21 protein-coding genes are annotated in these 21,798 nt (G+C 50.7%); all 21 read right to left on the bottom strand.

Annotated elements, in window-relative coordinates; genetic code table 11:
• Positions 1-51: 51 nt before the first annotated feature.
• Positions 52-897, bottom strand: a complete 846-nt coding sequence (locus tag ACFQY0_RS12995) for a glycosyltransferase family 2 protein (protein ID WP_379713047.1) — start codon at positions 895-897, stop codon at positions 52-54.
• Between the two features lie 103 nt (positions 898-1,000).
• Positions 1,001-1,936: a glycosyltransferase family 8 protein gene (locus tag ACFQY0_RS12990; protein WP_379713045.1), complete on the bottom strand. Its 936-nt coding sequence runs from the start codon at positions 1,934-1,936 to the stop codon at positions 1,001-1,003.
• Positions 1,933-3,066 (bottom strand): glycosyltransferase, encoded by a 1,134-nt coding sequence (locus ACFQY0_RS12985; RefSeq protein ID WP_379713043.1) that lies wholly within the window; start codon positions 3,064-3,066, stop codon positions 1,933-1,935. The genes ACFQY0_RS12990 and ACFQY0_RS12985 overlap by 4 nt, the downstream gene beginning before the upstream one ends.
• 24 nt (positions 3,067-3,090) lie before the next feature.
• Positions 3,091-4,092 carry a glycosyltransferase family 2 protein gene (locus tag ACFQY0_RS12980; RefSeq protein WP_379713041.1) on the bottom strand — a complete coding sequence of 334 codons (1,002 nt, stop codon included), beginning with the start codon at positions 4,090-4,092 and terminating at the stop codon, positions 3,091-3,093.
• Positions 4,089-4,454 carry an acyltransferase gene (locus tag ACFQY0_RS12975; RefSeq protein WP_379713039.1) on the bottom strand — a complete coding sequence of 122 codons (366 nt, stop codon included), beginning with the start codon at positions 4,452-4,454 and terminating at the stop codon, positions 4,089-4,091. The genes ACFQY0_RS12980 and ACFQY0_RS12975 overlap by 4 nt, the downstream gene beginning before the upstream one ends.
• Positions 4,455-4,702: 248 nt before the next feature.
• Positions 4,703-5,851, bottom strand: coding sequence for a glycosyltransferase (locus ACFQY0_RS12970; RefSeq protein ID WP_379713037.1), 1,149 nt, complete (start codon positions 5,849-5,851; stop codon positions 4,703-4,705).
• 98 nt (positions 5,852-5,949) lie between these two features.
• The gene (locus ACFQY0_RS12965; protein WP_379713035.1) at positions 5,950-6,855 is read right to left on the bottom strand and encodes a sulfotransferase family protein; all 906 of its coding nucleotides are present in this window, start codon (positions 6,853-6,855) and stop codon (positions 5,950-5,952) included.
• Positions 6,856-6,872: 17 nt separating this feature from the next.
• Complete coding sequence (locus ACFQY0_RS12960) at positions 6,873-7,814, bottom strand: sulfotransferase domain-containing protein (RefSeq protein WP_379713033.1); 942 nt, start codon at positions 7,812-7,814, stop codon at positions 6,873-6,875.
• Positions 7,815-7,982: 168 nt separating this feature from the next.
• Complete coding sequence (locus tag ACFQY0_RS12955) at positions 7,983-9,038, bottom strand: hypothetical protein (RefSeq protein ID WP_379713031.1); 1,056 nt, start codon at positions 9,036-9,038, stop codon at positions 7,983-7,985.
• Positions 9,039-9,085: 47 nt separating this feature from the next.
• Positions 9,086-9,841: a 3-deoxy-manno-octulosonate cytidylyltransferase gene (gene kdsB, locus ACFQY0_RS12950; RefSeq protein WP_379713029.1), complete on the bottom strand. Its 756-nt coding sequence runs from the start codon at positions 9,839-9,841 to the stop codon at positions 9,086-9,088.
• A gap of 362 nt (positions 9,842-10,203) precedes the next feature.
• The gene (locus tag ACFQY0_RS12945; protein WP_379713027.1) at positions 10,204-10,611 is read right to left on the bottom strand and encodes a CBS domain-containing protein; all 408 of its coding nucleotides are present in this window, start codon (positions 10,609-10,611) and stop codon (positions 10,204-10,206) included.
• Complete coding sequence (kdsA, locus tag ACFQY0_RS12940; protein WP_379713025.1) at positions 10,608-11,483, bottom strand: 3-deoxy-8-phosphooctulonate synthase; 876 nt, start codon at positions 11,481-11,483, stop codon at positions 10,608-10,610. The genes ACFQY0_RS12945 and kdsA overlap by 4 nt, the downstream gene beginning before the upstream one ends.
• Positions 11,484-11,682: 199 nt before the next feature.
• The gene (locus ACFQY0_RS12935; RefSeq protein ID WP_379713023.1) at positions 11,683-12,321 is read right to left on the bottom strand and encodes an HAD family hydrolase; all 639 of its coding nucleotides are present in this window, start codon (positions 12,319-12,321) and stop codon (positions 11,683-11,685) included.
• A gap of 167 nt (positions 12,322-12,488) precedes the next feature.
• Positions 12,489-13,700, bottom strand: coding sequence for a glycosyltransferase family 2 protein (locus ACFQY0_RS12930; RefSeq protein ID WP_379713021.1), 1,212 nt, complete (start codon positions 13,698-13,700; stop codon positions 12,489-12,491).
• Between the two features lie 176 nt (positions 13,701-13,876).
• A complete protein-coding gene (locus ACFQY0_RS12925; RefSeq protein ID WP_379713019.1) occupies positions 13,877-15,088 on the bottom strand; it encodes a glycosyltransferase family 4 protein in 1,212 nt (403 codons plus the stop codon).
• A gap of 2 nt (positions 15,089-15,090) precedes the next feature.
• Positions 15,091-16,185, bottom strand: coding sequence for a glycosyltransferase family 2 protein (locus ACFQY0_RS12920; RefSeq protein ID WP_379713017.1), 1,095 nt, complete (start codon positions 16,183-16,185; stop codon positions 15,091-15,093).
• Positions 16,149-16,877: a glycosyltransferase family 2 protein gene (locus ACFQY0_RS12915; protein ID WP_379713015.1), complete on the bottom strand. Its 729-nt coding sequence runs from the start codon at positions 16,875-16,877 to the stop codon at positions 16,149-16,151. The genes ACFQY0_RS12920 and ACFQY0_RS12915 overlap by 37 nt, the downstream gene beginning before the upstream one ends.
• A gap of 330 nt (positions 16,878-17,207) precedes the next feature.
• Complete coding sequence (locus ACFQY0_RS12910) at positions 17,208-18,164, bottom strand: sulfotransferase family protein (protein WP_379713013.1); 957 nt, start codon at positions 18,162-18,164, stop codon at positions 17,208-17,210.
• Positions 18,161-18,697 carry a hypothetical protein gene (locus ACFQY0_RS12905; RefSeq protein WP_379713011.1) on the bottom strand — a complete coding sequence of 179 codons (537 nt, stop codon included), beginning with the start codon at positions 18,695-18,697 and terminating at the stop codon, positions 18,161-18,163. The genes ACFQY0_RS12910 and ACFQY0_RS12905 overlap by 4 nt, the downstream gene beginning before the upstream one ends.
• 426 nt (positions 18,698-19,123) lie before the next feature.
• Positions 19,124-20,122 carry a glycosyltransferase gene (locus ACFQY0_RS12900; protein ID WP_379713009.1) on the bottom strand — a complete coding sequence of 333 codons (999 nt, stop codon included), beginning with the start codon at positions 20,120-20,122 and terminating at the stop codon, positions 19,124-19,126.
• Positions 20,123-20,389: 267 nt separating this feature from the next.
• On the bottom strand, positions 20,390-21,796 hold the full coding sequence (locus ACFQY0_RS12895; protein WP_379713007.1) for a class I SAM-dependent methyltransferase: 1,407 nt from the start codon (positions 21,794-21,796) through the stop codon (positions 20,390-20,392).
• Positions 21,797-21,798 lie beyond the last annotated feature (2 nt).

Genomic DNA, 21,798 nt, shown 5'->3' with positions numbered 1-21,798 from the left:
GAAAAGTGCACGCTCCACAACAACACGATCCTGAGAAACTTCCGACATGAGTCAGCCATCCGGCATCGCCAACCATTTCTTATAGCCAGCCCATGTTACAGGTCTTCTTCTCCGGAGTGCCTGACGCATCCCCTTCAGAGCCTGCCACCACCAGACCGGTTCCCGCAACGCCCAGGAAGGTCCTCGGCTCAGCGCAAACCTCGCTTGGGCAAAAGTCCTCCAAGCGATGAAACCGAGAGCTTGCGGAAAAGGACACCGCATCAGAGTGCTCCAAAACTCGTTGCGAGCATGACGGTGATGATTGCGGAGTTCACTACGCTGATTCGGTGTCCAATGATGCCGAATTGAGACCTCAGGAAAAAACAACACTTCCCAGTCGTTTGCGATACACTGCAACGCGTAGTCAGGTTCCTCATACATATGGAAGAACATCGGCTCGAATCCCGCCAACGAGCGGTAGGTTGAAACCCGCAAACAGGCTCCAGAATTAGGAAAAGTACGAATCGGGCGTAACTTCCCAAAATCATCCTGCTCCAAACTTTCAGGATACTCATCGGTACGCTGAGGGAAAGTCGCGATCGCGAGTGATTGCTTCTGTTCAAACAAATTCGCCAAACTCGCCAGGCAATTATTCTGCTCAGGGTAGCTATCATCGTCCAGAGCTAGAACCAAATCCCCCTTTGCTCGCTCCATCATGGTCGCTCTGGACGCCACTGACCCACGCCCGACCTCGTTAACGATCAATAGAGCATCCGGCATTTCTGATCGGACCATTTCTTCTGTCCTGTCTTCGCACCCGTCAGCTGTGATAATCACTTCAAGAGGCGGAGGATCCAATGTGGCAATATGCCTCAAAGTCTCGCGCAAATCATCGACCCTGTTTTTGGTCGTAATCATGATGGTAAATGAATGATTCACATCCACAACGGGTATATTGTCAAAATGTCACCTATAGACATGCTTATATCAGTTTCCAGAAACTTTGTGAACCGACCACATCTCACTGAGATGGCACTCCTTTCACTTTAGAAATAGCTCCAAGGCAATACCCTCTAAATAAAATCGTATCCTTGAAAGTCCGGCGGTAAGCCTCTCGAGTTCTCCAAACAAGGGAAAGGTCTACAGAGCCAAGCGTAGACGCATCCATCTCAGTGCGAGCCAGTGCATTCCACCATACCGGGCCGAGAGGATGAACGACTTTACCCCATTTGCTCCATGGTTTTGGAAAGTCCACGAAGTGCAATAGCTTGCCTCTTCCTGACGCTGGAGACTTGAGGTCGGGCCAGTTTTCTCGCGCATTGGTCCGGCAATTGTATTTCGCTTCCAGGCAACGGATCTTTCCATGAAGGACGTAATTCAGTGCGGATTGATCGTGGTAGCTGGGGTGATGATCCTGAATAAACTTGAGGCATTTCTCGGTAAGACCCTCTCGCCTCCACAGGGCGGCATCAATAAGGGCAACCCCAGCGTTGTAGTAATATCCCTTGGCGCGATCTCCAAGTAGTCGGGCAACATCGGGGTCTACACTCCGCTCAATCGGTGCTTCCGGAGCCATGCCAATTGGGTTGCCTTGCAAATCGGTGTGGTAGAGAGGCTGGAGATTCGCGCGACAAAGCGTGTCTGCGTCAATATAGAGGAAGCGATCGACACCGAGAATATCTGGGACAATCAGCCGGAAATAGGTGGCGTGACTTGCTTGCAGATCAGGGAAGGATTCGAAGCGTGAAGAATCGATTGGATACATGGTGAGCACATAGTCTCGGCCCGTTCTATCCAGAGTTTTTCTCAGCAGCGCTTCGTCTGAATCATCTAAATCCGCGCTGAAGACGGAAATCGAGACTTGGGGAACCTCGTTATGCAGTTCGAAAAGGATCGACTGCGCCGCGACGTGTAGGCCCGCCAACATCCTCCTATCCGCACAAAACACGAGATTCATACCTGCCCCCCCTTCCGCGACGCCTCTTTCAAAATTTCAAGAATCCTTCCCTCCCAATCGGGCTCGGAGACAGTTAGGATTTTGTCACGAGCCGCCAGCCCTAATGCCTGCCATCGATCCCGCGCTTCCCAGGCATGCTCGAGCGTCTCGGCAAGAACTTCAGGATGCATGCCGGGACAAATCCACCCGCTTATACCCTCTTCAACCAACTCCGCGCTCCCACCTGCACGGGTGACAAGCGCAGGGCGTCCACATGCCATCGATTCAATGAGCGAGAGCGGCATGCCTTCGCGGCGGGACGGAAGAATGTGAAGATGATTATCTCGCCAGATGTCGCGAAAATCCGAGACAAAGCCGCCGATCTTCACCTTGTCCTGAAGTTCGTAGAAATCGATCAAGCGACGAATGTGGCCCTCATCCGGTCCGCTTCCGTAAAAGGTGAGCTGCCAATTTCGGTCCTGCCAGGCCTTCCCAGAAAGCGCTTTGAGAAGGTGATCTTGTTGCTTATCCGCCAACTCGAGGCGCGCCACTTCAGCCAAACGAAATGGCGCCTCGTCAGGCCAGCTCACTGGTTCGTGGACTTCGGAGCGAAGGGGATTGGGCATCAAAACTGCGTGTGCTAGATCGAGGCCGAGCTGACGTTCTGCGAGCTCCCTATTGTGCTCCGACACAAACAATACAGAAGCAGCCCGGGCATAGAACCGGCGAAGTAGCACTCGGCCCTCTTCCTCTTGCAGCAACCCTTCCGCGTTCGCTTGGACCACGACCACATAAGGAATCTGCGTCCTGGTGAATTCTTCAAGGAGATCTGGGATCCATCGACAGTCGGCAATTCCTCCCATCGACACCAAAATGACATCATGTTTTTGGGAAAAAATCTTGGAGAAACGGGAAAACATGGCACGCGTGGCCAATCTTCGCGTCATTCCGTTGAGTTCTTTCCGAGGTAGGATGCGCACGCCTTTCTCCTGCAAATCTTTTACCTGCCGAGAGGTACTGATCCGGTCAGCCATACTCACGGTAACTCCTGCTCCGGTACCAATCGCGGCGATCGCGACACCTCTCCACATTTCTTCGCTACCTGCCCAGTTGTAGAGATTTCCAATCGTTGATATGATGCCAATGTTCATCTGATGCGTTCTTCCCTCATCTCTTCATTCTGATATGCACTGAGCGAGTGCTCGTTCATGAGCTCCTGCTAATGTTGACTGCATCCCTTTCGACGCAGGCAAGTCACCCGCTAAACCTCGAATTTTTCTCTCAAAACGCTCATAGCAATCAAGCACCCTCAGCACAGGTAATCCGACGCGCTCGACGATCTCCAAGGCCGGACTATTCGGCGACAGACCTGATCCCCCATGACTCTTGCAGAACCGATCGTGGCGGTAAATCTGGAGCCCTAGGTCACGGAGTGCCGCAGAGGACAACTTTGGGATTTGAGAACGCAGCGTCTCGCAAACTCGTTCGAAATAGCGGGTATGGTCAGACGCGTTCTTGTCAGCTGCATCCGTAGTATGAGTCAACTGATCGGATCCATCGGACCGATAGAACAAGAGGCTGCCTCTAACGAACGTGGTGCGTGCTCCAGATGCCAGAATTCTCACCAGGTATTCGCCATCCTCAGCAACACGCATATCAGTCGAGTAACGCCCGGCTCTCTCCAAGGCCTTCCTACTGAATAAGCATGCTTGGAAAATCGTGCTCCAACTTCCCAGCTGCCATTCAAGCATGCTTCTTGAGGCAGGCAAAGCTTCCGCTTGGAGCACTGGCCCTAGAAAATCGATCCGATCCTGTTCAATACGACTACGGATCCACGGTCCATAGGCGATGTCAGCCCCACTCTCAATCAAAGCCTTCCATTGCAATTCCAACTGATTGCCGCTGGCCAGATCATCACTGTCCATGAACCAGACATAATCGCCGCGACTTGCGTCGAGTCCTCGATTCCGAGCTGCCCCAGGCCCTTGGTTTTCCTGCCTGATGAGCGTCACACGGCCGCCAAATTCTCGAACGATCCTTGCCGACTGATCGGTGGATCCGTCATCTACCACAATCACTTCGTCGGGCCGCCGGCTTTGCTCAAGCACATTTCGAAGCGTTCGGCCGATGCTTGCTTCGCGATTGAAGCAAGGGATCACTACACTGATAGAGCTCATGTTTGGCTTCTGTTAACGCTCGATATCGCTCGAGCTGGAATGCCGGCCCATGTCTCGCCTGCCGGAACATCCTTGGTCACCACCGCACCTGCCCCAACGACGGCGTTATCGCCAATGTTGACACCCGGCAGGACAACCACACCACAGCCCAACCACACGTTGTCGCCGATGACCACATCCGCACCGCGAAATCCCTGCTCGCGATAGGGCTTCGCACAGGTTTCATGATTTGCCGTAATCAAGTAGCAGCGCGCTCCAATCATGCAGTCTCTGCCAATCTTCAAGGGATGACGATGCGCCCCCAGAAAACAGTTCGGACCAATGTAGGTCATTTCACCCACCAAAATTCGGGAGTCGGACATGCCAAGCCAGAAAATGCAATCGAGATCCACTTGGCATCCCGAACCAAGCTCCAATCGCGTGGACAAATCATCCAAATCCACCCCTTGAACCCGAACTGACGGCTCAATCTCTCGACCCGAGCGTCGCTGCATTACAAGCCATCGCCACTTGTCCCAGCCACGGAGAATGTCCGACCTGGGCGACATGAAGCATGAAAGCGGTGCAAAGGCTCGATAGCGCGCATACAGAAATTGAATCCCCCGCTTGATCATGCAATTCCTTCCCTTGCTGAGAACCGGTCTACCACTTCTTTAATCTTCTGAACCAAGGCACTGTGAATTCGGTCCGGATGAAAGCGATCGTCATACATTCGCTTTGCATTACCCATGAGCTCAGCTCGCCGAAGCGGGTCGGCAGCAAGCTGAGCGATTGCCTTCCGACAAGCCTCCGGCGACGGGTCTGTAACACATTCCGCCGAATCGAACTCCCGCGCCACCCGAACCGCAGAACAGTACTCGGGTCCCCAGACTAGGATTGGACGCTGAAACGAAAGGTAATCGAGGAACTTGGTTTTGAAACTCGTCCTCTCGGCGTGTTCGCATTCCTTGCCAAAGCCCATCGGCAATATCAACAAGTCCGCTGCAAGGGCTTCCTGGCGAAGCCGATCGAATTCGACTCTTCCCCTAAAGATCCCTTCCTTCTTGGCCCGCTCACCAAACTCGGGGCTCCAGGCCTCCAATGCTCCGAAGATTCGGAACTCAACTGGATCGCTGGAATCCTCACAGGCGAGGACAATAGACTCCATCATAGGTCCATACCATCCTCCAAGGCTACCTCCGAAAAAGGCAATGAGGGGATCATCGATACTGACTTCTGTAGGTTCATAATTATCCGAACTGCGCTGCATTACCGCGCCGGTGGGATACCAGACATGGGCATTGGAATGTTTTCCCAACTCCTCCCTCATGCCTTCACTGGTGCAGAGGGCCAAGTCGGCTTCCTGATAAAAACGTCGGAAGCGTTCTTCGATCAGCGGGCGGAACCGGTCGTCTGCAGGGAACCACCCGTAATCATACCAATCATTAAAACTGGCTACCATGGGAATCCTCAAGGCCCTCGCCACCTTTTGACCTGCCAAAGTGGTCCAGTCCCAGCTTCCAGCCACCGAGAACACCGCCTCAGGCTGAAACTCCATAATTTGCTTCATCACCTTGCGACCCAATAGGTGATGACCCGCGAGAACCTGCAGGGGGTAGAGGTAGGGCAGAAATCGGGTTCTACATGCACGCTCCCACCAGGCAGGAAGGGACACCCGAACGGGTTCATAGGGCAATGGCTGATCGTCAACGTGACGACTCGACGTCACCACCATGACCTCGAAGTCAGAGCGCTCGATAAAATGACGGTAGAAGGTCATTGAACCACCCCAAGAAGGGAGTGGAGGACAATGAGTGAGAATAAGAAGTTTCACAGCCATTCTATTATTTCGGATCCAACTTGAAGTACCAAATGCTGCTATTTGAGATTCCAGAGCGTCTCGTCTTTACCAAACTCCTTCAATACCTCGCGACAATCACTTGCCACATAATCAAGGAACTCTGCACGCAGGGCCTGCGAAAGCTCAGCTTCAGGTGGAAGAACTTTATGCTTCGCGATTCGTTCCCGGGCGTACTGCCGCAAACTACTTGGGAATGCATCAATCAGCTTCCGCCCCGCTGGATGGTAGCGGAGCCTGCGCAAAAAGGGCCGCTCGATGACGCGGTCTTGTCCGCGGTTGGCAGCCTCCCGGAACTCCACATCTCGTTTCGACGGGTCCAACTCGAGAAACTCCATAATTCTTGCAACCTCGGCATCCTTCTCTTGTTTCCAATCCTCCAAGAACGAGACACAAATCTGATTCTTCGGGAAAAACTCCTGATAGGCCGACAGCTGAAACTTGTAGCGACACTCGTCCCACTCCTTCACCTCTCGTTGCTTCTTCATCCAAGTTTCAAATCCCTCCAATGCCCAGCTGTCCTCTCTCCGCCAGGGTGAAGAACCTTCCTTACCAAATACCCACTGCATCTTCCATGCGGAAATCTGTCGAGCAAGGGGATCGCGAACCATATAAATGATTCTCATCTGGGGGTTGAAATCATAGATCCGTTTGGCGGTTAGCGGAGAGCGTGATCGGTCAGAGTAGGACGGTGTGGCCTCACCGATCGCCGCCTCACCCTCATAGTGCCCGAATGCTTCCCTATACCAAGACCATCCCTTGTCAAAATTCGGGTTAGGTTTGTAGTCCATAGAGTCCTGAAAGAAACAGACTTCTTTCGGATCCGCCATGCAGCAATCCGGATGATTACTCAAGATGGAGGCTAAGGCAGTGGTCCCGCATTTTGCGGAACCGACAATGAGGAAATTTGGCTTTTCTACTTTCACAGCTTATTCGAACAATTTCAAGGGTAGAACTCTCTAATCACTTCTCCTGCCACTCTTTGCACAATTTTTTCCAGATCATCATTCCAGTAACGCTTCCACCCGTTGACTTTACCACTACGAAAGAATGCATTGGGATTCTCCTTTTTGAAGCCGGGCGTTGTCTTCACCTTTCCGGTGTCGAGCTCTGCTGCGCGCGCTGGATCCAACTCCAGAAACTCATACATCTTGCTTCTGGCCCCTTCGATATCCGCATGAAGGTCTTCATACTTTACGATGTGAAGCCGAGCATCATTCCGATCATCTGATGTAAGATAGGTCGAGTCCTCCAGGTTGCCCGATACGTCGAGACGAACCCGCTCAGCCCATGTTCTCACGGTATCCTCAACCCAATCAAAATCTGAAAGAAGTAACTGAGGATGCCCTTCAAGCATTTCAAGCTTCCCGTGATACTTTTGATAAAGTTCTCTCATTACTGGATACTCCTTAATTCCCCAGTCACCATCATGCCTCAGCAGATGGAAAGCCCGGCTAACGGCGATGTCTCGAATATTCCTTACCACATAAATGACAGGTGCGCCTGGAATGACCTCAGGATAGACCGGAGCCGGCGTTTGATCACAAATCCATTTCGGGCACCCTGCTCCTCCTCCCAACGCAAACTGGAGAAGATAGTGCTTTTTGAAAAGCTTGCGCTGCTCCCGCTCGAATACACCTTTGAGTGAAGGGTTGTGACTCTCCGTCCAGTATAGCTTGGTTCGTTCATTCAACGCCTCAGCAATTCCTCCAAATGCCCACTCTCCTGAGACATATACATCAGGATGGAGTCTGAGGAGATTGCCAACCCAATTGGTCCCAGATTTCGGAAAACCACGGATACAGCAAAATCTTGAGGGACAGAGCCCCACACACCTTCGAAGCGAAAGATTCAGCTTCGCCGCGAATAGATGAAGTTTTTTCATGGGAGAACTACCTAAATGAACATGAAAACCATGCGATCAGAGCACATTAACAACTCCGAATTCGATCCGGATTCGCTTCCTAAAGAAGAGAGATTCGCATCAGATGCAATGAACCGGATATTACTAGATTACGACCGGCATGATCACCCCCGGATCAACGGGGCTCCATCATACGCTTGCAGGCATTCCGGAACCTCGAGCTATGGAAATCGGCATCACAAGCTCATGGTAAATAGCGGGAAACCTGGAGACCTTCTCGGAATATTCCGGGTCATATTGTGATACGAGCTCGTTGATGGTAAAAACTCTCTGCCCTGCCTGAGCGGCGTACATCCCAGCAGCACTATTGAAAACATACACATCACAATCCTCTTCGTGGAAGATCTGTTCAAGCGAAACCGACCGAGCCAACTCCTCGAATGACACGCGCTCGGAGAATGCTCCGAAAACCCGCGAAACTGATTCCCGGCTCTCTTCCAGCTGGCCGGGATGCAACTTATACCGAAGCTCGTGTACTCCGGAATCCACTAAAATCTCGAGAAAGTCGCTTAGAGCTTTCTCCAGGACATCAGCGCTGCACATACCGAGTTCAACTAGCGTATCAAAGACGAGCAGTGGGCATTGGTTTTTAGCACGGTCTCGCTTACGTGCCATGTGCTCCGGCGGGCCGACCGTATGTCGGCGCTTCCAGGAAGGAAAGCTTGTGTCAAAGAACCCGTAGACTTTGGTGTAGCCTTCCTGGAAAAAGGTGAAGATCTTCGGAGTGCGTTTGCCAAAGAGGATCCTGCAGGCGACGCCGGCTTTATATGGGGGCTTTCGCGGCGGATAAGCTTTAGCGATTTCCTTCAATCCATAATAGGACGTGAGCCCCTCTTCGATATATGAATAACCTTCGCAGAGGGGGTGACTGAGCGCCCATTGTATGGGCGCGTAATAGGAATGAGGGATATAGGCATGAAATCCGTTGGCTCCCGCCAATTTGGATATCTCTTTGTCGGCATCCTTTCCGGATCTGATTCCGCGAAGTACTTCTCTCAGCGACAGCATGCCCATTGTCTGGCGGAATCTCGCAATGGTCTGAACCGAGTTTGGAGGTGGATTCGGGCAGACAAAATCCCTCGCACACACGAAAACGCAATCTTCGCCTTCCAAACCTTCATAGTCGATGACTCGCAGTGCACAGTGATAGCTTGCAAAACTGTGCACGAAAAACAGATGTTTCATGATCTAGTCGTTTAAAGAGGAAGCTACGGCCGCTCGTTGCCGAAGACCTATTGAGATGCCTTCTTCGCCACGATCTCCCGCACCAGTTCGAGATCCTCCGGGGTGTTCACCGAGGGTTCGACCCATGGCACGCTGATTGCGTAAAGCGGGTAGCCGGATTCAAGGGCCAGGAGCTGATCAATGTCTTCATGCTTCCAACCATCCGTCTCACGGCCATCGTAAGCCGCAAGGGCCGCTTTGCGGTATCCATAGAAGCCGTGCACGTAGCGGTAGGGATAGCCTTCAATCCGACCGCCGGTTTTGGTCGCGGGAATGAAGGCGCGGGACAGATAGAGCACCCTGGAATTGACATCGACCGAGGCCTGAACGGTGGCGTGACCGGCATGGCTCGCGTCGGCATCCGCGGTGTAGACAATGACACCGGCCGCTTCAGGGAACTTGCTGAAAGCCGCGATGCACTGATCAATGTTCTCCGGATCGACCAACGGTTCATCACCCTGGACATTGATGACGATGTCATACTCGTCAAACTCGGGAAGCTGCGCGGCCCAGGCGACGCGTTCCGTCCCGGTGCGGAATGGATGGTCGCTGATCACGCAGCGGAAGCCTGCGGCTTCCACCACTTCCTGGATACGCACGTCGTCGACAGCGACGACCACTTCCGCCGCCAACTTGGCCTTCCGGCTTTGGGTGGCTGTGCGGATAATCATCGGAATGCCTCCGATATCGACGAGAGGTTTGCCGGGAAGCCGTGACGATGGGTAACGGGCGGGAATGACAATAAGGGCCTTGGAGTGTGGCATGTTGGTAACGTTGAAAGTTGGAATTTGAGGGATGATTTAACCACAGAGGGGGAGGGTCGCTGCGCTCCGTTCCTTGTTCTTGGTTCTTGGTTCTTTGTTACTGGAAAACGGATGAGCCAGAGAGGGGGCAGGGTTCCCAGTTCTTGCCTTCGGAACTTTGGTGTTCGTAGCTACTTGTTCTTTGTTCTTAGTCCCTTGTTAGATCATAAGCCCCCGCTCACGAACCAGGAACCAGGAACCAGGAACCAGGAACCAGGAACCAGGAACCAGGAACCAGGAACCAGGAACCAGGAACCAAGAACCAAGAACCAAGAACCAAGAACCAAGAACCAAGAACCAAGAACCAAGAACACTGCCTTTCCCTAAATCCCCAGCAGGTGCTTGATGGCTTGATGGAGGTGGAGGAGACCGACGAGTTTGCCATCGGCATCCACCACCGGCAGATCCCAGATGTGCTTTTGCTCCATGAGCTTCACCGCTTCCACCAGAGGCATCTCAGGGGACACGGTCACGGGGTTCTTGGTCGAGTGATCCATGATGTCATCGACGAACAATGCCGACCACGGTTTCTGCTGCCGGAGAGTGAGGCGGCGCATGTCGCCATCCGTGAAGATGCCCAGCAACTTGCCGCCCTCATCGGTCACACAGGCGATGCCAAAGGTGTGGCGGGTCATTTCCTCAAGCGCTTGCTTGAGGTAGAACTTCGAGCTGACCACGGGGAAGCGGTCAAGCGGAAGCATCACATCCTGATTCAATACATTCGATTTCATGAGATGTCGTCCTCCTCTCCGTAGGTTTCGAGCAATTCCAAGCGGGTTTCGTGCATCCGCTTGGCTTCGATCAGGATCCGTTTGAGATGTTTGATGTCGAGCACGGTGTTGGCGTCGGACAAGGCGTTCGGCGGATCATCGTGGACTTCCAGGAAGAGCGCGTCAATACCACAGGAAGCCGCAGCACGCACCAGAAAAGGAATGAACTCACGCTGGCCTCCGGAAATGTCGCCCATCGAAGTCGGCATCTGAATGGAGTGGGTGCCATCGAAGCAAACTGGCGAGCCGGTGCTGCGCATGATCGGAAAGCAGCGGAAATCGTTGACCAGCATGTTGTACCCGAAGAACGAACCTCGATCGGTGAGCAGCACGTCCGTGCAACCGGCGCCGTCGAGTTTACGCAGCGAGTTCTTCATGTTCCATGGGCTCATGAATTGACCCTTCTTGAGATGCACCGGTTTCCCGCCCGCCGCCGCAGCCTTGAGGATGCTCGTCTGGCGACAAAGGTAGGCCGGGACCTGCAGCAGGTCGACCACTTCAGCCGTCGGCACCGCCCACTCCGGCACAGAAAAGTCCGAGGTCACCGGCAGGCCGAATTCACGTCGAACTTCACTCAAGATCTCCAGCCCTTCATCGATGCCAACCCCGTGAAAGGACTTGAGCGAAGAACGGCAGTCCTTGTCGTAACAGGCTTTGAAAATCAGCGGGATCTCGAGCTCATCGCAGATCGCCTTGATGTCCTCCGCCATTTTCAGGCAGTGATCCCGACTCTCGATGGCACAGGGGCCACCAATAAAGGCGAGCGGTCCGTCTCCCCCGATGGGAACGGCTTTGACGGTGGAATCACCGATCGTGATGGTTCGTGTTTTCATGGCAAAAGTTTCAGCTTAATCATGGAAGCAGGTATTCAAGAAAGCGGGAAGCGGAAAGCAGTCGCGTAAAAGACGACGTCTCACGCGATGATCTGGAAGATCGAATCCGGTAAAACGACTGCGCCGCACGGGACTATCGGCCTGAAAGTCCAAAGTCAGAGGTATCGTCGCCGGTTCGGCAGTTCAGACTTTCAGACTTTCACGAGAAGGGCACTGCCAAATCGCTTGGCTTCTCGAACAGGTGGCAGGCTCCGGCGGCTTCGAGTTCATCGCGGGAACCAAAGCCCCACAACACCCCCATGCCTCGAACCTGGTTGCGGATCGCACCAAGAACGTCGTGTTTGCGGTCGCCCACCATTACCGCATCCTCGGCGGCAATCCCCTGTGTCCTGAGAATGTGCTGGATCAACTCCCCCTTGTCACTCCGCGTGCCATCGAGCTCGCTGCCGTGGATCGAAGTGAATGGCTCGGCGAGATTGAAATGATCGAGAATCCGACGCGCAAAAACCTCAGGCTTCGAAGTCGCGATGTGCAGTTGATGCCCTTGCTCGACCAATTCGGCAAGCGCCTCGGGAATCCCCTCATACACCTCATTCTCAAAAAGCCCAACATCCCCGAAGCGTGCCCGGAAATGCGTCACTCCCTGAGCCACCCGTGGATCCTCATCACTGCCGAAGATCGTCACCAGGGCGTCCTTCAAGGGCGGCCCGATGCACCATGCCAGCTCGTCAATTTCAGGGACCGGCTCACCCAACTCGCGCAGCGCATGCTGGAGCGAAGTGAGAATGCCGACCTTCGGGTCAGTAAGGGTGCCATCAAGATCGAGGAGGTAGTGCATAGGAAGGGGAGTGCGGAATCAGTTCTTCGGACGGGACGATTTCCACCGCCACTAACCGAAAGATAATGCGCATTTCGAAAGTGATATAGAAATGCCTCAGCCAGCTACCGATGTAACAGTATAAAATCGATCCGGCCCGGACGAGGCTGCGAAGAATCATTAGTTCGTCAGCGAGGTTGTGAACCCGAGGGAGGGGATTTCGGCCCCCGAGAAAACGCACGGGAAAGCTTCGAAAAAAGAAACTTGATCGGCCCGTCCTGGACCATACGTATTGACGAAAACGGATTGATATCCCTGGTCAAGAGTTCACCAAACTTTTGGTTATATGACCTTGGGGTCTTCTTAAAGAAAGGCCTGATAAACGCAAACATTTGATTCGGCCAATACTTCCCAATCCAGTAGACGAACGGATGCTCAAAAGCAGTGCCCTGAAACACAAGGTAGCCGAGACCAGGAAAGAACTTATCAGGCTCAAGAACTCCATACTCCCATCCTCTCTTCCAAACATTCAGCGCATGACGTCTCCCGTATGTCGAAGCGAGTCCGGTGGACAACCAAAAATAATTTCCTGCCAGAAGTGTACGGTGATCACCGGAAAACAGTCCACTGGCCTCAAGGACTTCCTGAGTACGGTCGATGCGATCGAGATGGGTGAGCTTCTCGTCAAGCTGACCGATTGTTGAACCGATGGATACCCGATCCTTGCTAGGCTGACGAACAAAACAGTCGATGACCGGGAACCACTTCCAGCTAAGACCACGAGCGACAGCTCGAATCTGGAGCTCCAGGTCTTGTGCCCGTCTCAGTGTCTCGTCCCATGCTCCTATCCTTACTAGCGATTCACGTTTCCAAAGGAAACAGTTGGTCTGCCAGGGCTGATCCATCCGAAGCATCCGTTCCAAAACGTCTTCACCAGAATCATAATTCCACATCAGATCCGTATCACCAGGAACGTCATCGAAGAGACCGGCTTGAAAAACCACGAAATCCAAGTCAGGGGATTTACGGATTTCAGTCAAACGGCGCTCCAAACAATCAGGAGCAAGCATATCGTCCGAATCGAGAAAGACGACATACTCAGATTTACTCAGTTCTAATCCCAGATTGCGTGCCTTTTGCCCTCCTCTTCCCTCTGTTAAAGGGACGATAGAAATCCGGGGATCCTCGATGGTCTCATCAAGATACTCGATTGTCCCGTCACTGGAATGGTCGTCTACAACAATGAGTTTCCATTGCTCGTGAGTTTGAGCCTGAACACTGAGGATTGCTTCATACACCAAATCCCTCCTGTTATGCGTGGGGATGACGATCGTGACTGGCTCCTTATCCAAAAAAACTTCCGACTTCCGGCCGGGAATGGCTTTAGGCAATGCATTCATGTAAAGAGATAAGAAAGCGCGTTCTTTGATGGGATGGTGGGCGAAACGCCAATGACTATGAATTCAAACGTCCTCGCAGTTCGAAGGTCGAAGGACCGAACCGAACCGTCATACTTACTGAGACCGCAGACTCCAGAACTCGGCACGGTTACTGCCTCATGAAAAGTGGCAGGCGCTCAATGACCTGCAATTCGTTCATAGAGGTGGCCGAATCTATCCAACATGCCCTCTATCGAAAACCGCTTTTTGACGAAATCTCTTCCACGTAGGCCGAAAGCGATTCGCTCCTCAGGATTCTCCCAAAAGAACTTAATCGCTCCCTTGATTGATGCGACATCCCCAGGTTTGCATAGAATTCCCGTATTGCCATCAATCAAACTTTCGGAGACCCCGCCCACATCACAGGCCACTACCGGCAATCCGGTTGCTTGCGCTTCGATAAAGGCCACGCCCTGTGTCTCCACCCGGCCACTGGCAGCCACCACTCCGGTCAACGCAAACAAATCCGCACAGCGGAGTTCGTCTAGAATCTCCGCACTTGTCCTCGCTCCTAGTAATTCAATCTGGCGACCTTGTCCGGACTCCTCGATCTGGCGTTCGAGTTCTTTCCTCATGGGGCCTTCGCCAACAATCCGTAGCGATACGGGTAAACCTTCGATCATGAGTTGGGACACGGAATCGATCAAATATTTGTGGCCCTTCATCTCGTCGAGCCGCCCAACGGACACGATCCTAAAAGTCGCCGATGGTTCGCGATCAATCATAGGAAACTTCGTGAGATCGACCCCCATGGCGGCTTTCGTGACCGAAGAATCACGGGCGCCCAGTGACCTCAACCTCCCAGCCATGAAGTCCGATCCAACCGTGTGATAGCCACTACCTGAAAACAAAGCTTCATACATGCCCTCACCATACCATCTCGGAAATACGTTCGCATCGAGACCATGCCAAGTCACGACGGTCGGGAACCGAGCACCGAGCCGATGCAGAGACAAGGCATGATAGCCGAAGTGTATGTGAACGACATCAGGCTTAAGTTGCCTTAATGCGTCATACTTGAACGAAGCAGTAATGCCCTCGTGATCGTTCCAAGGACGCTTCTGTCGAAAACCACGCCACAAAACCGGATACCTTAGAAGAACTCCTGCGATCTGACGAATCCAGGAAATACCGCTGGTGCGCATTCTTGCATGCTGGACCATTCTTACCCCCGAGGACGATACTGCTTTGACTTCGCTATCAGAAATCCCATCTGCGGGGCCCCCGCTGACTACCGTAACCTCGTATCCCCGCCGAGCGAGGCCAATGGCATGCTCCAAGATAAAGGTCTCCGACCGCGCGGGAAACTTTTCAGCGAGTATGCAGACGTGTTTTCTTTCCCTATTCATCGTCAGATCGCTTTAACCTTTCTGAGAAGTGCCTCTGCGAATAGCATCGGTAACTTGGCTGATAGAATCAGCCAAGCCCTACAGGCCGAAACGAATGATTCTCGAGGCTCCTGGTGCGCAGTCGATCGACTCATTGAGCCCGATGCCGATCGATTCATCAATCCGGCGATACCCATCGAATGCCGATCTGCCAGGAATCGAATGGCTTCGTTCAGTTGATCCTGAAATGCATCAAGCTCCTTGTAATCTTCTACTTGATAACACTCGTAGTTCAACTGACGGGCATAGAGCTCAGTGATTCTGTCGACCACCTCCCTCCCCTGCTCCCCGTAAATATCAATCGCAACCGCGTAGGCACGGATAATCCTGGTATATGAGCGGGCATTGCCTGCCCGCTGCGTGGCGCTTGAAGGATGCTGGACATACTCATATAGAGATTCGGACACTAGTCCGACTCTCCGAGCCTTCAAGAAACAGCCGAGGTTTATCAAGGTGTCCTCAGTTGCATCCTGTCGCCATTTGAAAGACCTCGTACCATGCGGCATCAGCAGTTCTCTCCTGTAGAGCTTATTCCATAGTGCCCCCGTTCCAAACTCGATTCGGCAAAAGCGTCCAAAGAGATCATCGCAAAGCGTACCATCCTTCTGAAATCTGACCTTTGTGCCAAGTCGCACTCTGTCGGCGTTCACTTTCTCAACGCCGCAAATCACGACATCCACCGCATTCTCCTCTCCGAACGCATGCAAGGTTGCGAACATCTCCTCCTTCGCAAAGTCATCCGCGTCGAGAAATCCGATCCAAGGCGCAGTTGAAGCCCGAAGCCCGGCGGCCCTTGCTTCATGAACCCCCACATTATCCGGCAAATGAATGACTTTCAGCCGAGGCTCATTCTTTGCAATTTCATCTAAAATCGTTGCCGAATCGTCCTTGGAGGCATCGTTCACCGCAATGACTTCAATCTCACCTAAAGATTGAACAAAGAGACTATTAAGCGATGCGGCGAGCGATGCGGCGCAGTTAAACACCGGCACAATAATAGAAACCTTGAACGGCACCGCCATCATGACTTGCATCGGGTCAATCTTTGTTGTTTCCACGCCCACTTAAGCTTTTTGTAATAAAATCGGTGAACATGCATTTGAGGGAAATAACGCTTCACTGCGCAGTAGGTTTGCCAAACCCGCCGCAAAAGAGCAGTTTCCGAAACGCCGCCTGGTTCAACTTGAGAAACTTCGTAGTCCATCTCGTGGAAGGTGCGTCCGTTCGAATAGGCCCAAAGTATAAACTCGTAATCGGCGACTATATTATATTTGGGATTAAACGGCCTTTCCAAAAGAAGCTCCCGACGACAAAATATTGATTGATGACAGAACGGCATGTTCTTCCAAATATTATCCCACCCTGTAAAATCCAGATGCGGAGATCCGTCCGTCTTCCGCGCTCTTCCAAAAGCAATATCACAATCGCCTGATGCATCAAAGAGCTCCAACGCTCTTTCATTGATAAAAATGTCACCTGAATTCATGAAAATTACCCAGTCACCAGATGCCCTCCTAACTCCCTGATTCATCGCAGGGTATATACCTTGCCCTTCATCTCTCTCAAACAAACTTACCAGATTCCCATAAGCGCCTGCAGCTTCCTTGCTTCCGTCTGTGGAATTCCCATCGATTATGACCAATTCATAGTTTTGGACGCTCTGCTTTCGAACGCTTTCCAGAGTATCGATAAGGCCACTTCGATTGTTACGCGTAACCGTGATAATTGAGAACTTTAGAGAGGTAGACATGGATTCATGACGACTTGTAACTTAGCAACAAAGGTGATCCAGATAGGCACGAACTAACGACTAGAACAATAAAACCCTCCCTTTCCCCCAGCTTCAAAATCTCTCATTCCAGAGCCTCGCACGCCCAGGAACCAACTAATTCCTATATTCCCTCTGCGCAATGAGGTCGGCCCCCTCGTCTGCTGAAAGGAAAAATTCTGGGGCCTATCCCTATAGTTGTACCATTTCAGTAGCGAAAAAGCTCCTATGCACTACGATTCAATGGCCTTGTACGGTCTGCTCAGTAGCGGATGAGCATTCCAGTTTCAAATACCATTTGAAGCTTTCAGGCTAATTAATAAACTTGGACCGTAACTTATTTAGCAGAAGCGAAATTAATTGCCGCATGGAGGGTTCAGAGGATCCTAGCCTCAAGTAGTGCCTTGCAACATAGGCAGTATAAGTATTACTGAAGCGCCCATTATTCCACTCTCCACTGATTGTACCTTCATAATTCCACTTTCGAACTTGTCTCAAATAGCCCTTTGAAAAGGATAGCCATTTTCCGGCCGGGAACAATTCATTTAAAGATCTATAAGAAGCCAGCTCCTTAGGCTTCACATTGGCATTATTATTGCAATTTGGGTCACCAAACTTTCCACGAAATGATTTATTAGATGAATACTCTAAAAGAGATTCCTCAAAAGGCAAATTAAGCCATTGGAAAATGGATCTGAATACTTCATGCGGCTTTCTCACCACATGCTCATAATCGATCACCCGCACTCTTGGATCATCTCCATGCTTTCCGCAGAATGCCGCAATCATACTAGGTCCCTCGATCAAATCATAAGAATATTCGTCCAGTTTGGAGAAGGGCTTGCGAAGCAGCCAGGTTTTATAAATTGAGGCCAATACGGATATCAAATCACGCCTTAAAATAATAAACCTAGCGTCTGGGTATGCATTGTAGAGTTCTTCAAGAATCAAATAGTACCGAGGAGTTTTATCCAAAAAGAACTCTGTAGATTCGTCTGAGTTACCTTTGTATAGTTGATCCGCAGATTGTCCTATTTTTTCCCTGATGTCCGATAATAGATCGTAATCGCCGCAACATTCTGACATCGCTTGTAATGCAAGGGGCCAGGAATACGACGCTCTCACCAAATCGTTATTCATGAAAGACATCCGAATGAGCTGAATCCACGGCTCTGGACAGGTCGCGATATTTTGATGGTTTGACAGGACTGCCTGCACCATGGTGGATCCGCTTCGGGGGAGTGATACAAGGAATAGTGGCTTCATCATTTGACAAGCGTCGTAGGGCTTTGCCCTAGCAAATAGCGTTTATGGAAATAATCCTGGGTGAGCATGAAATCTATCTTATCCCAATCGATGCCATCATATTCGAGACTATGGGCATCAATTACGCTTTCCTTAAGATCATTCCAGCTCTCGAGAATCAGCATGGGGAAGCCTTCGGCCTGCAAATCCTCAAAGCATGGATTCCGTGTCACAATGGGGACAGTCCGCATGAGCCATGCTTCCGCAAGTTTGGGTGATTGAATCCCTTGACCAGCCGGGGCGAGCAAGTATTTAGACTCTGCGAGCCTCTGCCAATAATCATGGGGCGTAAGACCTTCGCGATGTATCCAATCGCTTTCTTCAACGAACTGACAAAGCGCTTTCCGATCGTCGAGAATCCCATCGAGGTGGGCCCAGATGCCACCCCAAGCCGCCAGCAGGCCCTTCTTCTTCCAGTCATCTTTCTTGACCTGCTCTACGAGTGCGCGGATATGAAACATTCCGGCTTCAACCAGGTAGTAGGAAATGAAACCCATGCAGAATGACTGAACACGGGGATGCTTCACATCCTTTGCCTCATAGAATACGTGCCCAACCCACGGAAGAAGGCGCTCGATCTCAGGAAGAAGGTCGCTTAAGTTCGTATCTTCACCGGCGAAAATAATAGTTGCTGCTTTGAGCCTCCTTCTCCTTCGATATAATTCACCAAGACTCTCCTTAGTAGGCAGACATATCACTGACCTTGGAAATAGCTTACTCGTTCGCGTTTGCGAAGGAGCATCAGCATTCCAAATAACCCAATCGAAGAGATCGAATCCAGCAGGAACACCACAACCGCATCGTGCGAAATTCGTTCTCTTCGGTTTGTACCGTAAATGCAAAACTTCGGATAGCATTACGAAAATGTTAGATATTGCCTTAAAGGAAGTTGATCGCTGCTTCTCGTGTGTAACAGAAATTTTCTAATTTTCTTTAATAAGCTTCAGTGCTCTCTTCCGACCAGAAATACGGGCGGCCTCAATCTCGGAGGCAAAGGCGTCTACATGCCGTCGATCAATTAGCTTTTGGATTCCGCTCAGCGCTTCAGATACTCTCAACCTTGCGATGCTTCTCACAATATCAAAGCATGATGTTTCAGAGGGTATGTTAGGCGTCTCTCTCAAATGATTCCAACGGCTTATCCCCCACGAAAATGCATGACCTTCAGCTATTTTTATCAGATAAGGTTTCTGAAGTCGCTTCCTATCGATCAAATGAACAATCTTCAAGTCTAAGAAGAGACCCTTTCCGTAGCCCATCTCACACGCAGTCCAAGTAAACTCATTATCCCCACCTGAATTTAGAGCGCTACCCTTTCGGTCGAGAATGGACAGCAAAGAATCAGCCTTTACTTTGTCGCGGCACTTCTCTGCAACATTCCTTCTAACCACTAAACCTGCGCCCCACGGAATTATCGAATCTGTCGGAATGTTAGACCACTGGGTCTCCTTTACCGTGCGAAGGGCAAGCATTCTGAGATACGGGCGTACGGAATCAGCGGGTTCTTCTTCGAATTCAGGTTCCAATACGCCTGCACCAATACACCCCAGCACTGGCATATCCTCCATTATCGCCATGGCTCGACTGAGATAATTAGGATCAACCACATTGTCATCATCAATGAAAATCAATAAGTCTCCGCGAGATTCCTCAATCCCACGGTTCCTTGCAGGCGTTAGACCCAAATTCGTTTCTACAACGACTCTGATGTTGTCTCCCTTATCCGCGGATAGGATATTTTTCACCGGAACCTTTGATTGATTATCGATGACTAGAAGCTCCCACTCCGCCTTGCTGAGACTTTGATTTCTAAGACTCTCTAGAGTCCTATTCAAGTAATCCCTACGCGGGTTGTGCGTACAAATAATAACTGATATTTTTATCATCTTCTCGAATCTATCATCAGAAACTCGCGATTTCATTCGACAACTTGAGCCGAAGGTCGCTCCTTGAGCAGAATGCAAAGGATTTCGAAATCAACGCCGTCGAGACTAAGACGGCACCACATGGAGATAACCGATTACCCGGATGGCTTGACCAGATTAGGTCTTTGAATTTACGTATTGCTAGCACCTTAACATTCCGTCTCACCTCGTTTCAGATTTCATTACCAAACTCATGAACGGCTTTGCCAACGATGATGAAACCCAACCACAGCCGCTTTATCATCAATTTGCACAAGGTAGCGCTTACTTTTCCAACGGTCTCAATACGCTACCTTTCGCCTGAATTTCCCTGTATAAGGCTACGTCGGATCGGTAGATAGCAGAAATTATCTTCTTGGCATCTTCGGATAATGTTTCGCTTGTCGCCTCTCCTTTATTTAAATGGGCGACATGAATATCATTACCCGTTATCTTTCCTAAAATCGAAAGTCCTTCCTCAAGCGCCCTGAAATCAATTAGCAATTTAACTTGAATCTCGCCCCTATGGTTCGTCACATAATTGATCTGGGGTTGAAAGTGCCAATAATTCAGGATTTTGCCTTGCATGTTTGGATCGATCATCGCTAGTGCGAATTCGTCAGCAGACTGATATTGGGCGATGTATAGATCAGAGAATTCCTTGTCTTTTTGATTCATCCCTCCCGATTTCAGAAAATTAAACGCTGATATAAATCTCGAATAAGGGTCGCGAATCACGGCCATCGACATAATCTCGCGTGTCGTGCTTGGATATCTGTTAAGCCAATCCTTGATTTTGGTATGGCCGATCTGCCTTCCATACAAGCCCATGGATATACTACTCCCCGCTGCCTTAGGTATGTGTATGAAAAGGCACTTCCCATCCTTGATATACTTTGGAAAAGGCTTACCAGATACCTTTACTATTCGGCGTTCATGAAATTTTGGAGATAAGCGAAATAAGGCGTCAATTATTTTACTTTTAAGCAGATTTCTTCGACCGCTCTCGACTTTAGGCATGTTTTGCGGAACTGGCGATAATGTATTTATAGTGAGCTTTTTCCCTGACAAATTGAAGAGAGTGAAGCCAATCTCTGTGTCTTTAAGAATGAGAAACTGATTAAAAGGCAGAATAAATATTGGACAATTGGCTGCCTCCGCAAAATAGACCGCAAATGGGTTCACTAGTGTTGGTTCATATTTGCTTTCGTGCTGCCATATTGTATCAGTAAAGTCATCTCCGCCAACGGCACCTCCATCACGGATACGTGACCATATCGAAATCAGATCGGTTGAAACGCCCCTGAGGGTATGATCACCGTCTACATATGCAAAATCTAGTTCGGATTGAGTTATTTGACTTACAACCTCTAGGCATTTTCCACGGAGAATTTTCCGTCTTCCTTCGGCAAAATCGGTCGCGCCGACTGCCATATTATAAATTTCGTTAAACTCCTCGTCTGTTACATTGAAAGGTTTATTCCAATCGTCCAAATTCCGCCAAGGATCAACCATATAATAGGTATCAATGGAGTCACATTCCCGTAATACTTCAGACGCAAAATCGCCTTTCCAAACGCCAACTTCGGCTGCATTTCTGACTTTAGTTAAGCGGATCCAATTGATCCACAAGCTGATACGTGAATCTGAGACATCGAGAATGTCCTCAACTTTTTTACAGGTACTATTCATAT

Source organism: Haloferula chungangensis (genome assembly GCF_042664875.1).
In the GTDB taxonomy this organism is placed as follows: Bacteria; Verrucomicrobiota; Verrucomicrobiia; order Verrucomicrobiales; family Akkermansiaceae; genus Haloferula; species Haloferula chungangensis.
Note: the sequence above shows the minus strand (reverse complement) of the source record. Positions and strands in the feature narration are given on the sequence as shown.

What these genes read in the sequence shown, in the direction of transcription:
- ACFQY0_RS12995 (WP_379713047.1), bottom strand. Translation starts at nt 897, where the DNA reads ATGATTACGACCAAAAACAGGGTCGATGATTTGCGCGAGACTTTGAGG.
- ACFQY0_RS12990 (WP_379713045.1), bottom strand. Translation starts at nt 1,936, where the DNA reads ATGAATCTCGTGTTTTGTGCGGATAGGAGGATGTTGGCGGGCCTACAC.
- ACFQY0_RS12985 (WP_379713043.1), bottom strand. Translation starts at nt 3,066, where the DNA reads ATGAACATTGGCATCATATCAACGATTGGAAATCTCTACAACTGGGCA.
- ACFQY0_RS12980 (WP_379713041.1), bottom strand. Translation starts at nt 4,092, where the DNA reads ATGAGCTCTATCAGTGTAGTGATCCCTTGCTTCAATCGCGAAGCAAGC.
- ACFQY0_RS12975 (WP_379713039.1), bottom strand. Translation starts at nt 4,454, where the DNA reads ATGTCCGACTCCCGAATTTTGGTGGGTGAAATGACCTACATTGGTCCG.
- ACFQY0_RS12970 (WP_379713037.1), bottom strand. Translation starts at nt 5,851, where the DNA reads ATGACCTTCTACCGTCATTTTATCGAGCGCTCTGACTTCGAGGTCATG.
- ACFQY0_RS12960 (WP_379713033.1), bottom strand. Translation starts at nt 7,814, where the DNA reads ATGAAAAAACTTCATCTATTCGCGGCGAAGCTGAATCTTTCGCTTCGA.
- ACFQY0_RS12955 (WP_379713031.1), bottom strand. Translation starts at nt 9,038, where the DNA reads ATGAAACATCTGTTTTTCGTGCACAGTTTTGCAAGCTATCACTGTGCA.
- kdsB (WP_379713029.1), bottom strand. Translation starts at nt 9,841, where the DNA reads ATGCCACACTCCAAGGCCCTTATTGTCATTCCCGCCCGTTACCCATCG.
- ACFQY0_RS12945 (WP_379713027.1), bottom strand. Translation starts at nt 10,611, where the DNA reads ATGAAATCGAATGTATTGAATCAGGATGTGATGCTTCCGCTTGACCGC.
- kdsA (WP_379713025.1), bottom strand. Translation starts at nt 11,483, where the DNA reads ATGAAAACACGAACCATCACGATCGGTGATTCCACCGTCAAAGCCGTT.
- ACFQY0_RS12935 (WP_379713023.1), bottom strand. Translation starts at nt 12,321, where the DNA reads ATGCACTACCTCCTCGATCTTGATGGCACCCTTACTGACCCGAAGGTC.
- ACFQY0_RS12930 (WP_379713021.1), bottom strand. Translation starts at nt 13,700, where the DNA reads ATGAATGCATTGCCTAAAGCCATTCCCGGCCGGAAGTCGGAAGTTTTT.
- ACFQY0_RS12925 (WP_379713019.1), bottom strand. Translation starts at nt 15,088, where the DNA reads ATGAATAGGGAAAGAAAACACGTCTGCATACTCGCTGAAAAGTTTCCC.
- ACFQY0_RS12915 (WP_379713015.1), bottom strand. Translation starts at nt 16,877, where the DNA reads ATGTCTACCTCTCTAAAGTTCTCAATTATCACGGTTACGCGTAACAAT.
- ACFQY0_RS12910 (WP_379713013.1), bottom strand. Translation starts at nt 18,164, where the DNA reads ATGATGAAGCCACTATTCCTTGTATCACTCCCCCGAAGCGGATCCACC.
- ACFQY0_RS12905 (WP_379713011.1), bottom strand. Translation starts at nt 18,697, where the DNA reads ATGGGTTTCATTTCCTACTACCTGGTTGAAGCCGGAATGTTTCATATC.
- ACFQY0_RS12900 (WP_379713009.1), bottom strand. Translation starts at nt 20,122, where the DNA reads ATGAAATCGCGAGTTTCTGATGATAGATTCGAGAAGATGATAAAAATA.
- ACFQY0_RS12895 (WP_379713007.1), bottom strand. Translation starts at nt 21,796, where the DNA reads ATGAATAGTACCTGTAAAAAAGTTGAGGACATTCTCGATGTCTCAGAT.